A 12,503-nucleotide genomic window follows, 5' to 3' on the forward strand; every position below is an offset into this window, starting at 1 on the left:
GTGTATGGCACTTCCGGTCGAGATCCTCTTCGGGATTTACCTCGGGATTCTCACGGGTATCATCCCGGCACTGGTCTCCGGTATTCTCGGATTTGTGTTCAAGTACTTTACCGGGGTGACAATTCCTGGATTCGGTGTCGTCGTTCTCGCGCTCGCTATCGCAGGGGTCAACGGCGGGCTCCTTGCACTCAACGATCCGACTGTCAGATCCTCCGAGCGTGCACCCGCGATACTCACATCGATCATTATCGTGTTGATGCTTTCCCTCTACGCCCACGCACAGGGTGACAAGCTTGGGGATTCCGTCCCCCGACGACTATCGATCCGTAAACTGCGCGATCGGACCCTGTCGGCCGACGTCATCGAACGCGTCGGCAGCCGGGGACAGGTCCGCGTTACGGTCGCCGGCGATGTCCGCGACATGGAGGGGTATCCACCGCTGCCCGCAGAGACGCGACAGACTATCGTCGACGGCGAGTGGCGGTTCCCCGCAGACCTGCCACTCGAGGAGATAGAAACCCGGTTCGCAGACCGCCTGCGGACGGAGCTAAGTCTGGCTGACGCCAGCGTCACGATGGACGAGCGAGCTCACGCGACGGTAAGCGCCGCCCCGCCGATCGGCGGACTCTCCAAACGCGTGCCCCACGGGACACAAGCCGTATCGGTGTCCGCACTTGTCCCGACCGGCATCGCCCGCGGCGACGTCGTCAGCGTTGTGACACCGGACACGACCGTCGACGGAACGATCCTTTCAGCGAAGTCGGGAGAGAAGCCAGCGTCGAAACCAACCGACTCGGCTGCGTCGACACCGGACGAAGAGAACGACGGACGGACGGACGGTGGGGGCGCGGAGGTGGCTCCGACGGCTGGCGTACCGCCACGAGCTGGGACCACTGACGGCGGCGAGGGGCGCGTCACCGTTGCCGTCGACCGGTCCAAGGCTAAGGCGTTGCTACGGGCCGACCACGGCCGCGTACTCGTGTTGTCGCGCGGCACACGCCGAGAATTCGAACTAGTGACGCTGCTACCTGATCGTAGTTCGGATTCGACGCGCAGGGAAGCAGTTCCGCAAGGTGAGGGTCCTGCCGGAGGGTCCACTCGACGGTCAAACGATCGGCGACGTTGCCGTCCGGGAAGCGTACGACGTCGTCATCGTGGCGGCCCGTCACGATGGGTGGCAGGTTGCCCCTCGCGGATCACAGTCGCTATCGGCGGGTGACGAACTGTTTGTCATCGGGAGGCGAGACGCGCTCGACAGGTTCGAAGAGGTCGCGAAATGACTGGCATTCTCGAGACCGTGCTCGCGACCCTTGTCGTGGATCTCGGATTGATCGGACAGGCCCCCGGTGCAGGGGTGACGTTCGAGTCGTCCGTCGTCGACATCGGGATCTATCTTGTGGTGTTCGCGATTCTGTCTATCATCACTGCGGCGGTAAGCGCGGTAGTATACCGCTGGTACTTTCGAGACATCGTCCCCGAAGGTGTCGCGATCATCCTGGGCGGCGCAGTCGTCGCGCTGTATCTCAACACGGCCTCACTGGGAGCGGTAATCAGTGGCGAGGAGATATCTCTGTACGACGTGGACACGATGCTTTTCAACATCGTCGCCCTCATCATCGCTGCTTCAGTCGCCATGGCCGGGCGACGACTTGGCGATTCTTTCGGGCGGAATATGTTTGCGCTGACGGGCGCCAAACAGCTGGAGGGCGAGGTAAATCGCGTCGTTCGGACGGTCGGCCGCGTTACAGCGATCACACTCCCGGATCTGGAAGCTATCGATGATATGGAGGGCTATGATCCCGTCCTGCCGGAGAAAAAGGAGAAGATGGCCGAAAAGACGTTGCTGTTCCCGAACCGGCTCACCGTCACGGAGCTTCGTGATCGGATCGCGACACGGCTGAAGGAGGATTTCGGAATCGGGTATGTCGACATCGAGCTCTCCGAGTCCGGCGAGGTCGAGTACTTCTCGGTGGGGTCGCGGGCGGCCGGGATCGGGCCGACCCTCGCGCCCGGCTCAGCAGCGGTCGCTGTGCAGGCCGACCCCGCGAATAGTGCCACGCCCGGCGACGTGGTCCAGGTCTGGCAGGGCGGAGAGGCTCCCAAGCGAGCGGCAAACGCGGAGTTGCGAGCAACCGCCGGCGACGTAGTCACGCTCGCACTCGACGAGACGGATGCCGCCGAACTCGACGAAACCACGACGTATCGACTCGTCACCCTCCCGGTGGAACCGCAGGCTGACCGCGAGTTCGCCTCATTGCTACGAAATGCCGCCGAGACGATGACGGCCATCACCGTCGAGGTGGGCAGTGAGGCGATCGGTACCACCGTCGGCGACGTCGCTGCCGTCGTAGCCGCGGTGAAACCACCGGATGCAGCCGTCCAGGCTATCCCGCAGCGCAGTTATACGTTCTCTGCGGAGGATATCGTCTATCTCGTCGGTCGACCCGACGCTCTCCGGCGGTTCGAGTCGATGACAACGGCGCCGGGATCGGAGACGCAGCCGAGGGAACACGCGGACGACGACGTCACTCCCTCCGACGAGCGGTAACAGTTGTTGGCAATGTGATTTACTTTATCTGCTGAATAGAGAGGGGGAAGTCAGCAGAGAGAAGATGTTTTGTACATACTAGACCGGCTGAATCACCCGCTCGATAGACGTGCTTATGACTCACTCCGCAACTCGTCGAGGGAGATAATGACGTAGATCAGGCCGACGAGACGTGTCCCCATGTACACCCACGGCTTCCACTCGGGCGTCGATTCGTTAGTGTACGCTACTTTCCCCCCATAGTCCACGTAGGTGCGTGGGTAGAGGAGTGCAAGGAGTCCGATGAGTCCGAGGAATTTCTTGAACGCCGAATACGACGCATCACTCCGCCACATCATCCCAAGAAAGACCAGACCTTCGAGTCGAGCCCCGGGCGTCACCCAAGACCGCCAGTCACAGTCTCTGGGATTATCGAGTGCAAGTCGCTCGGCAGAGGTGATGAGCGCTTCCGGAGCGAGGACCTCAATAGTACAGATCGTGGTGAGCAACTTGCGAAGCATAATTATAGGTTAGGATTCCGTCATGATAACAGCGGGCGTGTCGGTCACTCAATCGGGCATTTGAGTTAGAGAAAAATTGATGTACTCAATGCTATCTCTTTTGATTATGGCACCCCATGCCGACACCGATCGCGGTTGCCCGAAGTGTGGCCATACAGAGACAGACGTCGGGAAGATTTCCACGACCGGCGGTGGCCTCTCGAAAATGTTCGATATACAGACGAATAGCTTCAAGGTCGTCTCCTGTACGAACTGCGGCTACTCCGAACTCTATCGGGATACGACCTCTGGGACGAGCGATATTGTGGACGTATTCCTTGGCTGATGCCTGCCGTCAGCATCGGCCTCTTCGTGCTCGTCTTGCTTCTCGCTGTCGTCGCGCCGTTTGTCCTCTATTATTTCGTCCGTGCAGAGCAGACTCAGCGGGCGACGATGGATCGTGAAGCTGCGGAGCAAGCAGCCCGTCAGGATTTGCAAGACCGAGACGAGCGATAATTGCTAGTCAGGAATCACCGCTTCGAATACGGAGGCAGGTAGGTTTAGTCTATTGATCTCCTTCGTCATCTTCGACTCTGAATACATCTGACACCTCAAACTCTTCGTCATCAAAGTAGGAGCGGAGCGCGAGCTTTGTTCCAATATAAGAAGCTACAAGTGAACTACCCCGACCGACCGCGCTCGGGCCTACTCGGCCCTCGCTTGTTGAGGTCGGGACTTCCTGTTTGTGCGTCGGAGCTTGTACCCGACGTGGGCACCGTGGTTCCAGACTCCGCAGGCGATTCCCCTGTACAGGCGGTTCGGAGTGTCCCACTCCTACCGATTGGACACTCGACCACAACCGACGTTGCACGCTTCTTGTCGCGGTTGAACAACGCCGAAGGCGTGGCGAGCATCGTACTACCGCATTCAACCGCCGGAGTAGTACGGACACCGATTCACACGAAAATAAACGATGGCGGCGCTGTATCCCCACCCTACTCGCTTGTGCTTCCGACACCCGTCGGAAGCCCGGCGCTCGTTGAGGGTGGGGGCTTAGCGCCTGCATACAGCTAAATCGTCAGGTTCGGATATGTTCACCACTACAGATATGTTGATGGATCATTCTTAAACTGTGTCCGTGATTCTTCGCTATCGAAGTAGTAAATCGACTCATCGTGTACCGTACAGCACTCGGCGTCCTTAACGACGAGTTCAGCCCCTGTCACGGGATCATTGACGACACGGTCGCCCGGTGCTCCCTTCCGACCCCGAACGAGCAAGACAACGAAAACAACACCGATACCGAGAAACACAACGTTCAGGATCGTCACCGGCTTGACGCCAAATATTTGTACGCCGCCGTTTTGTTCCGCTGCGACGTGCGTTGGAAAGAGACCGAGAGCGTTGAACAGATAGTAGATGAAGAACCCGGTCGCCGCCATCGAGACGAACAAAATGACCGAGATTCGGGTCCCGATGGTCGTGCCGAAGATCTTTCGGTAGATCCGGATTCTTACAAATAGCTGCATTAGGAGCCCGAAATTGGACTTCAAAAGCCCTCCGAGATTCGCGCTGTGTATTCAGCAGGACTGCCGAAACATATCACATAGTGAGGGTTTCAACAAGGCCGGTCTTTGGAAACTTAGGGTATTGTCTTCCGCGGGTATCGAGCTATCGAAGCCGGATTGCTCCTCAGCCAGGTTGTTGTCGGTAGATCAGGTTCCGCTGGACATCGTTGGCCCCCTCGTAGATGACCGGGATCCGAACGCCCGATAGACGCGGGCAATCCGTCGGTCAGTCAGCACGGACCGGCCGCCGTGGAGTTTCATTCCCTGCTCGGCACCGGGTCAGCCCAGCGTGATCAGCGTGATGCCGGTGACGGCCAGCCCGGCGGCGACCAGCCGGATACGAAAGGCGTCCTCCTGCAGAAGGACGCCACCGAGCAAGACAGCCACGACAGCTTGTGTGTTGACGATCGGCGAGCCGATACTCGCGGGCAGCAGCTGAAAGGCGAGCAACACGAGATGGTTGGCGACGGCCACGAGTAGCCCCGCAGCGGCGAACTTCGGGAGGTCGTGCCGGGTTTCGGCCGGCCAGGGCGCGCGAGCCGCAAACGGTGCGACGAGCAGCGTCACGACGAAGAACATCACTGGGAGAAACGTCTGGGGCGACAACGCGAGCTCCTGCATCAGGTAGCGCTTTCCCACGTCGACGACGCCGAACGCGGCGGCACTGGCCAGCGCCAACTGCGCGGCAGTCGTCGTCGCGGCTCGCCGGAACGGTTCGAGGAGTTCCCCAGGCTGGTAGTTAGCGACGTAGACGGCGGCCGTCGCGACGAGGACACCCGTGACTTGCAGTGGGGTCAAGTGTTGGCCGAGCAGGAGGACCTCCAGCGGAAGGACGAACACAGGAATGATCTTGCTGATCGGGGCGACATACGAGACCGCGCCACGCCGGAGTGCTGCAAAGAACGACAGCATAGCTACCCCGGTCATCCCAGACACGCCGAGAATGACGGCGAACAGCCACAGATCGGCACCGGGCGGAAGATACCCACCATCGACAGTAAACGCCGCGACTGGGAGATACCAGACGAACGCCAACCCCTCGACAAGCACGATGTACACCGGGGAGGGGTACCGCGAGAAGTAGCGTTTGATGACATAAAGATAGCTGCCGAGCAGTAATGCCGAAGCGACAGCGTATGCGATCCCGAGACTCACATGCAAGCTACCTCATCCGGCGCCAAGAAGCGTTCGCTCCGCGGCCCTTCTTTGCAGATCGACCATGACGACCAGGCCTGATATAATGGCTCTGGTGAATCGCCAGAAGGCGTTTGATTTCACTGTTTCACGGCTCGCTTGATGTTGTAGACCGCACACATCAGAACGATCTCACGAAATTCGCGGTACCACGCTCGGGCACGCACCGCGTGGCCGAGCGTGCGCTTGATCGTCGAGAAGACGGTCTCAGACAGTGCTCGTTGGCCGTACAGAGACCCATCGATGCGCGCGTTATGCGCGCAATCGATGGGTCGGAACTCCCGGTGCTTGATCAGCGGTCTCACACCTTCTTCGCGTGATTTCTCGCGTAATTGCTGCCAATCGTAGCCGTTGTCGGCGGCGAGGCTGGCAATCTCGCCCGCGTTGCGGAGGGCGAGTTGCCAGCCGATCTGGGTGTCGTGACGTTTCTCGGTCGTACAGTGAACGTCGAGGACTGCTTGCGTTTTTGTATCGACGAGCGCGGTCGTTTTCACCGTTTGAACGCGGTAGTTCGTCCGGCGGCAGTAGTGCTTGCTGGCGGTTTCGCGGTCGAAAAACGTTGCATCCATCGCGGCGTGATCAGCAGTGTCGTGCAGTTGCGCCGAGAGGCGCAGCAGCACTCGCCAGATCTCCATCTCGAACCTATCAAACGCCTTTACCAACGTCGAGTGATGCGAGAGATCGCCCTCTTCGAGACCGATCTCGGCCAAAATATGCGTCATCTCACTCAGCAGATCGAGCGCCTCGAGGTAGGATTTCTCTAGGTAAATCCGAAGACAGTGGAGCGAAACAACGGCGTAGTCGGCGAAGCCCCCACCCCCTTCGGGGGCGGCGGCTTCGCCTCGGCCACCAACAGCATTTTTAGCTAACGACACCGCTTTGCTCGTGAAGCGGGAAATCTTCGACATCAAGCATCGCCGATTTCCCGCTTCACTTCCTTTGATTTAACGACCTATCCTGCCGCCTTACAGCGATTCACCAGAGCCCTTCAAAGCGGTCAGGAAGGTATTGAGTCGTGTGAACCAACAGCTGATTGTATGTACCGCCGCCCCACGAGTGTAGAAACGATGACAACCAGCATGATTCCAAGCGAGAGCGGAAGCGGTTGACTCCCAACTAACCAGTTTCCTGCCGGGGTTTGATAGAGGATCGTTGCTGGAGCTGCGCCGCCTAATGCGACGGCAGCCAGCCCAGTCAGACCCTGGGGGACGTACTGATCCGGTTCAACATACAGGTATACACCAATGAGAACGGGGAGGCTACCAAGTGTGAGTCCTAGCAACTCACCGGTGAGCGGATCAATGTACAAGATCCAATAGAGTGATATAAAAGCACCAACCGCAATACTAAGGTCAAATTTTTGTTCAGTCGATGGTGTTGAGACCATAGACATCAAGATGAATGATTTACATATATACCTACTCTTAGCTCAAAGAAGATTGTAGTCAAAGTGAGGAGAGCTACTATATGAGTTGTCTAGACTGAGTATCGGGTGTTTCACGTTTATCCACAAACGAGAAATCTTCGGCTCTGTTGAAATACAATTCTTCAGACATAGTTACGATGAAACAGCTGCTCAATGAAGACTGCTTACTGACCGCTGTGATTCCTACCATTTGCAGAGGATGTTCGTAGCGTCGTGCAAGATATAGAGCGCATCTCTTGCATAGAACGTATCCGGATCAGCCCAGTGCATCAAGTCAGTGTTCCATGCAGGCGCCGTAGTTCACACATCATGTAACGAAGTAGTGATCAGTATCGTATCTCTCTGACAGCCGAACGGTTATTCTGTCTGTTCGAGAGCGATCGTTGTCTGAGCTTGAGCAACGAACGACCCATCGAGATATCCATCTCCAGAGAAGGTAAGTTCGTAGTCGGTGCGAATCGAGGCAGAGCCATTGCCGCTCTCAGCATCGCTGTAGACGAGTATCTCAAAACCTGTGCCGACAGGTGTCCCGTCATCGTATTCGGCCTCAACTACCGTCCAGTCGGCATCACGGTAAGTATCGAACGTATCTTCGTGGCCGAGTTCAGGTGGATGCAGATAGATATTAGCGGATGCATCCCCAGCGGGCTTGAACCGAAAGCGATAGCTGTCAAGCCTAACGTCACCCGGTTGTTCAACCCCGACTCGAAGTCGGTGGAACGCTGGAGAGTCCGGTGTCTCGTTGACGCTTTTCCACGGGGTATCCGGTCGCTTGTTGAAATAGACCCGTACGAGTGTCTCATCTTCGTGGTCATACACGAAACGAACTGAATGGTCATCGTGGGATTCAGTTGGCTCCGTCAACTCCGTTTCCTTCGCAAGTGCTGTACAGCCAGCGAGAGAGCTACCAACTATCCCGACACTCATCGCTACGTATCGCCGTCGATTCATCGGTACTCAAGATAGGTACAAAAGACGGGTAAGTATTCTGTAAGCTCAAATATTCATTGATCCTACGAGCCGTTTATATCGGTAGTGAGTAATTCAACGAACTGCTCGATATGCGAGTCCCTTGGATTGAGCAATTCGCGGTTAACGGTCTCACAGTAGCACGGCTGTAGCAACCGTAAGAACGTGTTTACCTGTGGTCCAGAGTCCGACATAGCAAATGGGGACAGTGATTAATTATTCAGCTGAGATAGTAGCAATATGGACGTAAACACTCGCGTTCTCAAAGCGTATCTCAACCACTTCTTGCCCCGAGAAGTAGTCGGCCCTGTTATTATTGTCTTCTCGTTAGAAGGTGTAATTGACGGAATATTTAATCTCTACGTTCCGGACAAGTATACGACCCTCGGGTGGGGAATAGTGTTTGTTCTCAGCATCATCATCGTCGCCTATTGGGGAACTGTTGATGAACAAGCAGTCGAAGAGTTACAAGATCGTATTGACGAAATCGAAGAGCAAGAAGCAACTGACAACGAAACACCCTGACCTCAGCACTTGTTCTCTCACTCACCACGATAGATATCCCCTGAATTGAGTGATTCGCGTAGTCTGAATCAGGAGCAACCGTCATTCGAGTGTCCGGGAAGACACTACTTCCCGGACGAAATCACCCCCGATCCACCCTAAAATCACCCCGAAATTCCCTTCGATCCGTGTTTTATGGCCGGATAGCGAGATAACCGGACGAGCGATGAATTTGAGGGATCACGACGAAGACGAAGCCGGAAAGAAAGTGTGGCTCAGTCAGTCCGACGTCGAGAGGCTCGTCGCCGCCGCCGACGATACCGAGAAACGTGTCGGGTTCGAGCTTGGCGCACGGTGCGGGCTCCGCTCGAAAGAGATCCTTGACGTCGCTCCCCAGGACGTCGTCCAGACTGACGCCGGAGCCATGATCCGCGTGTGGGTAGGGAAAGGCGACAAGTACCGCGAAACGCCAGCGCCCGCCAACCTCGCGACCACGATCACGACGATCGGCGATGTCCGCGACGCTCCGAGCAACGAGCCCGTGCTCACGATCGACTCGATCCGATCGTTCCGCCGATGGATCCAGGCTGCTCGCGAGCAACTCGCCGAGGAGACCGGCGACGAAGGTTGGCACTACCTCTCGACGCACGACCTCCGACGGACGTGGGCCACAGCCCTCGCAAACGACGAGGTGGATCCGTTACTCGTTCTCGACTGGGGTGGCTGGGAAGATCTTGAGACCTTCCTCGATCACTACAAAGGGACTTACAGTCCGGCTGCACAGCGGCGTGCGCGGGGTAAAGTCGAGTGGCTGTAATCATTGTCGTAAATCTCACCCCGGTAATTGGACTCGTGCGACATAAACCCGCTAACGTGTCGTGATGACTCGTGGAGCAGCTAGCTAAATTTAAGCGATAGACTCAGACCACCTTGAGCGAACTCTGGTACGTTTCCACTGAGATCACTACGTAATTCCCAAGAATCTAAGGAAGTCACGTTGGAGAGCAGATTGAGTATCTTGGTCGACAGGTTTCCTAAGATACTTTTTACTAAATTCTTGACCCGCCCGCGTGGTGCAGTACGGCGATCTGATACGGCGAAAAAACTCGTAGATTCTTACGGTGCAGCGGCTGCCGTGTCGCCAGCCTCTGGATCGAACGGGAGGTTGATGACGAGTTCGTCGAACCAGACGACCGGGCGCTTACTCTGGCCGTCTTCCTCGAAGAAGATGATTCCCAGTTGGGAGAGCCGACTGAGTTCCTCGTGGACGTTCTTCACGTCTCGGTCAACAACCCGTGCGGTCTCGTTGATGCTGGAGGGCTCTTCCCGGCGGATGGCTTCAATGAGATCGAGGACGCGCGGCGTCAGCGTCTCCATAAGGTCGTCGTAGCTGCTGAACGAGAGCGTCGGCGTGGAATCCACCGCCTCGTCCCGTTCGAGCGCCTCGATCCCGTCGGTGACGTCGTCGTGGAACTCACTGGACGACTTTACAGTCACGACGAGGGTTGATTCGGCCCGAAGCTGTTCGCGCTCCATCGGGTGCAGCGGCGGCGTGGTATCGTTCATGGGTATCACCGTAGTGTGATGGCCTCACTTGACCTCGAACTCGGATTTCGGGATCTCGCTCCAGAATCGTTCCCAGAGTTCGACCATCCCTGGGAACTTGATGATGTCTGGGTCGGGGTCCGGTGCAACGTGCAGTTCGTGCCCTTTCGTGTCCTCGTGCGAGTTGTCGTACCGACGAATCGTCCCATCGTCAAGCGTGCGGGGCGGGTCCGGCTCAGTCGCGCCGTAGTGGAGCTTGTAGGCCCACCCAGACGGGTACGCGTCACGGTCTGTCCGCATGCAGAACACGCGGACGACGGTCCCGTCGGGGTACTTCCTCCCCTCGCTCACGCCATCGAGGTCGTCGTCGGTCAGTGAGGCCATCCTCACCTATTGGTACACAGGCCAATACAATAAGACCATTGGTCTCTGGAACAATAGCAGTCGTCGCACTCCCAATACTCATACGATACCTCTCCACCAGTCCATTTCACCACGTCGTACCCTTCCCATTCGCCCGAAACGACTTGAGGGAGGTCTCTGAGATCCGCCGGTATATCAACCGGTGATCGCTCTTCCTCATACGCGACTTTAGTACGACCCAACGAATAAACAGATCGTCGTTCTGGGAACTCCCGAACCTGTCTACCGGATCGCCAGCTGACCCTCGCACTCCGAACAGACCGCTGAGACCGCGGTCCGGACCACGCGTTTGAACGTCTCTGGACCTCCACCCGAATCCGGTTCGGACCAATCACCGCTAACACTATAAGTATGAAAAAAGTATGTATCGTTATGCGTGGGCATAAGCGAAAGGTAGGTGATCGAGGACAGGTGACGATCCCCAAGGAACTCCGCGATCGTCGAGGCATCGAGGGCGGAGACGAGATCGAGTTTGTGGAAGCGAACAACGAGATCGTTATCAAACCCCCAACGGACAAAGAGCGACTCGCGAAAGGATACCGAGAACGTGCGGACCGCTCAGAGCAGCTGGCCGAGGAGATGGAGCCCGCGTCATCGGAAGCGACTGACCACCTCGGGGATACCCCCGACTGGAGCGAGTGACCCTGGGTGTTAGTGCGTGAAGGTACGTCGCGGCGACATCGTTATTGTTGATTTGACTCCGACGAAAGGAAGCGAGCAGCAGGGGACGAACCGACCCTGTGTAATCATCCAGAACGACGTGGGGAACAAAAACTCTCCGACCACGATCATCGCTCCATTCACGAAGCAATACACACCCGGCAACACGTACCCGTTCGAAGTAGAGGTACTGTCATCGAATACAGCGCTAAATCACGATTCGGTGGTAGACCTCAGCCAGATCCGGGTTGTGGACGTCAACAAGCGGGTGAAGAAAAATATCGGCTCAGTTCCTTCCTCTCGGATGGCAAAGATTGATGCGGCAATTAAGACCAGTCTCGGGCTGTAAGTGCGTTAGCCGGTCGCCAACTGACCCTCGCACTCTGGACAGACAGCTGTCCCCCCGGTCGACCCGTCGTCGACGATTCGGTACTCGTCGCCGGTCCAGCCGCAGTCCTTGCACCGGTACATCGGCTCTGTTTCCTGATCACGGTCCGGGCTCATAGTTCGATCGGCTCCTTACTCAAAGAGCAGACAGCCCAACTATCCATTTTCGTGATTATGTAGTCGTCCGTGTTCCTGTGCCGACATCGGTTGCAGTACCGATTCACGATTATCCCACGGTACTCCGGGTCGTCCGTGATCTTCAGGGTCAGCGTGGTGAATAACGTTGTCTGCAACAGCATCAAGACCGAACCACGCAACGCTGGCGAGCCGGTGGATAAACACCTTGGATACCGTTCCGTCCGGCTCCCGGTGTTGGATGACCTCGTATCCATCTCGTTTCACTGAAACCGACATCTGAGTACTTCTGTGCCGCTCTTTTGGACGGGTCTCTATGCCGTGTTTATTGAGGTACTTCAGAACCGTCGTGGAATGGACATCGGCCTCTTCAGCGATCTCTCGGGTCGACAGCCCTTCCTCGAGATACTTTTGCCGTAACCACTCCGCGTCAGCCACATCCGAGTCAGTAGATGGTGGTTTCGCAGCGCGACGGTCGATCTCGTGCTTCTCCATCCAGTATTTGATCGTCGTCAGATGGCGGTCGGATTCCTCAGCGATTTTGCTTAACGATTTTCCGCGGTCGTGGTACTGTTCTCGAAGCCAAGAGGCATCTTTGTAGCATTCAGGCATTATCGTCCCCCATAGCGATACCGTTGAACAGTCGACTCACACCGTTCGCCTCG

General features: G+C 56.9%; 17 protein-coding genes and 2 pseudogenes. 9 read left to right on the top strand and 10 right to left on the bottom strand.

Features of this window, described 5'->3' with window-relative positions; genetic code table 11:
* The first annotated feature begins 4 nt into the window (after window positions 1-4).
* Window positions 5-1,280 (top strand): annotated as a pseudogene (locus ACERIT_RS12190) (potassium channel family protein).
* Window positions 1,277-2,548: a potassium transporter TrkA gene (locus ACERIT_RS12195; protein ID WP_373675136.1), complete on the top strand. Its 1,272-nt coding sequence runs from the start codon at window positions 1,277-1,279 to the stop codon at window positions 2,546-2,548. The pseudogene ACERIT_RS12190 and the gene ACERIT_RS12195 overlap by 4 nt, the downstream one beginning before the upstream one ends.
* Before the next feature lie 113 nt (window positions 2,549-2,661).
* On the opposite strand, the gene ACERIT_RS12200 is transcribed toward ACERIT_RS12195, so the two are convergent.
* Complete coding sequence (locus tag ACERIT_RS12200; protein WP_373675137.1) at window positions 2,662-3,048, bottom strand: hypothetical protein; 387 nt, start codon at window positions 3,046-3,048, stop codon at window positions 2,662-2,664.
* Between the two features lie 106 nt (window positions 3,049-3,154).
* Here ACERIT_RS12200 and ACERIT_RS12205 point away from each other — a divergent pair, with 106 nt between their 5' ends.
* The gene (locus ACERIT_RS12205; RefSeq protein WP_373675138.1) at window positions 3,155-3,373 is read left to right on the top strand and encodes a zinc ribbon domain-containing protein; all 219 of its coding nucleotides are present in this window, start codon (window positions 3,155-3,157) and stop codon (window positions 3,371-3,373) included.
* Window positions 3,373-3,543 (top strand): hypothetical protein, encoded by a 171-nt coding sequence (locus ACERIT_RS12210; RefSeq protein WP_373675139.1) that lies wholly within the window; start codon window positions 3,373-3,375, stop codon window positions 3,541-3,543. The genes ACERIT_RS12205 and ACERIT_RS12210 overlap by 1 nt, the downstream gene beginning before the upstream one ends.
* 584 nt (window positions 3,544-4,127) lie before the next feature.
* Here the strand turns inward: ACERIT_RS12210 and ACERIT_RS12215 are convergent.
* The 5 genes and pseudogenes from ACERIT_RS12215 to ACERIT_RS12235 all read right to left on the bottom strand — a co-directional run bounded on the left by ACERIT_RS12215 (window position 4,128) and on the right by ACERIT_RS12235 (window position 7,176).
* Window positions 4,128-4,556, bottom strand: a complete 429-nt coding sequence (locus tag ACERIT_RS12215; protein WP_373675140.1) for a hypothetical protein — start codon at window positions 4,554-4,556, stop codon at window positions 4,128-4,130.
* Window positions 4,557-4,719: 163 nt separating this feature from the next.
* Window positions 4,720-4,868 (bottom strand): annotated as a pseudogene (locus tag ACERIT_RS12220) (acyl-CoA dehydrogenase family protein); the annotation flags it as partial.
* Window positions 4,869-4,874: 6 nt separating this feature from the next.
* A complete protein-coding gene (locus ACERIT_RS12225; RefSeq protein WP_373675141.1) occupies window positions 4,875-5,750 on the bottom strand; it encodes an EamA family transporter in 876 nt (291 codons plus the stop codon).
* Window positions 5,751-5,869: 119 nt separating this feature from the next.
* Complete coding sequence (locus ACERIT_RS12230; RefSeq protein WP_373675142.1) at window positions 5,870-6,697, bottom strand: IS5 family transposase; 828 nt, start codon at window positions 6,695-6,697, stop codon at window positions 5,870-5,872.
* Between the two features lie 89 nt (window positions 6,698-6,786).
* Window positions 6,787-7,176, bottom strand: coding sequence for a hypothetical protein (locus ACERIT_RS12235; RefSeq protein WP_373675143.1), 390 nt, complete (start codon window positions 7,174-7,176; stop codon window positions 6,787-6,789).
* 432 nt (window positions 7,177-7,608) lie between these two features.
* On the opposite strand from ACERIT_RS12235, the gene ACERIT_RS12240 reads away from it, so the two are divergent.
* The 3 genes from ACERIT_RS12240 (at window position 7,609) to ACERIT_RS12250 (ending at window position 9,505) form a co-directional block, all read left to right on the top strand.
* Window positions 7,609-8,046 (top strand): hypothetical protein, encoded by a 438-nt coding sequence (locus ACERIT_RS12240; RefSeq protein ID WP_373675144.1) that lies wholly within the window; start codon window positions 7,609-7,611, stop codon window positions 8,044-8,046.
* 378 nt (window positions 8,047-8,424) lie between these two features.
* The gene (locus ACERIT_RS12245) at window positions 8,425-8,709 is read left to right on the top strand and encodes a hypothetical protein (RefSeq protein WP_373675145.1); all 285 of its coding nucleotides are present in this window, start codon (window positions 8,425-8,427) and stop codon (window positions 8,707-8,709) included.
* 205 nt (window positions 8,710-8,914) lie between these two features.
* Entirely contained in the window at window positions 8,915-9,505 is a 591-nt protein-coding gene (locus ACERIT_RS12250; protein ID WP_373675146.1) for a tyrosine-type recombinase/integrase, read from the top strand.
* A 299-nt stretch (window positions 9,506-9,804) separates the two neighbouring features.
* Here the strand turns inward: ACERIT_RS12250 and ACERIT_RS12255 are convergent, their stop codons facing one another.
* Both ACERIT_RS12255 and ACERIT_RS12260 read right to left on the bottom strand, forming a co-directional pair.
* Window positions 9,805-10,254 (bottom strand): hypothetical protein, encoded by a 450-nt coding sequence (locus ACERIT_RS12255; RefSeq protein ID WP_373675147.1) that lies wholly within the window; start codon window positions 10,252-10,254, stop codon window positions 9,805-9,807.
* A 24-nt stretch (window positions 10,255-10,278) separates the two neighbouring features.
* Window positions 10,279-10,617: a DUF6516 family protein gene (locus tag ACERIT_RS12260; protein ID WP_373675148.1), complete on the bottom strand. Its 339-nt coding sequence runs from the start codon at window positions 10,615-10,617 to the stop codon at window positions 10,279-10,281.
* Window positions 10,618-11,028: 411 nt separating this feature from the next.
* On the opposite strand from ACERIT_RS12260, the gene ACERIT_RS12265 reads away from it, so the two are divergent.
* Both ACERIT_RS12265 and ACERIT_RS12270 read left to right on the top strand, forming a co-directional pair.
* Window positions 11,029-11,298, top strand: a complete 270-nt coding sequence (locus ACERIT_RS12265; protein WP_373675149.1) for an AbrB/MazE/SpoVT family DNA-binding domain-containing protein — start codon at window positions 11,029-11,031, stop codon at window positions 11,296-11,298.
* Window positions 11,299-11,314: 16 nt separating this feature from the next.
* Window positions 11,315-11,665: a type II toxin-antitoxin system PemK/MazF family toxin gene (locus ACERIT_RS12270; protein ID WP_373675150.1), complete on the top strand. Its 351-nt coding sequence runs from the start codon at window positions 11,315-11,317 to the stop codon at window positions 11,663-11,665.
* A 5-nt stretch (window positions 11,666-11,670) separates the two neighbouring features.
* Here the strand turns inward: ACERIT_RS12270 and ACERIT_RS12275 are convergent, their stop codons facing one another.
* Together ACERIT_RS12275 and ACERIT_RS12280 are read right to left on the bottom strand one after the other, a co-directional pair.
* On the bottom strand, window positions 11,671-11,820 hold the full coding sequence (locus ACERIT_RS12275; RefSeq protein ID WP_373675151.1) for a hypothetical protein: 150 nt from the start codon (window positions 11,818-11,820) through the stop codon (window positions 11,671-11,673).
* Between the two features lie 39 nt (window positions 11,821-11,859).
* On the bottom strand, window positions 11,860-12,450 hold the full coding sequence (locus ACERIT_RS12280) for a hypothetical protein (RefSeq protein ID WP_373675152.1): 591 nt from the start codon (window positions 12,448-12,450) through the stop codon (window positions 11,860-11,862).
* Window positions 12,451-12,503: the final 53 nt, after the last annotated feature.

This window comes from Halopenitus sp. H-Gu1 (assembly GCF_041821145.1).
Lineage (GTDB): Archaea > Halobacteriota > Halobacteria > Halobacteriales > Haloferacaceae > Halopenitus.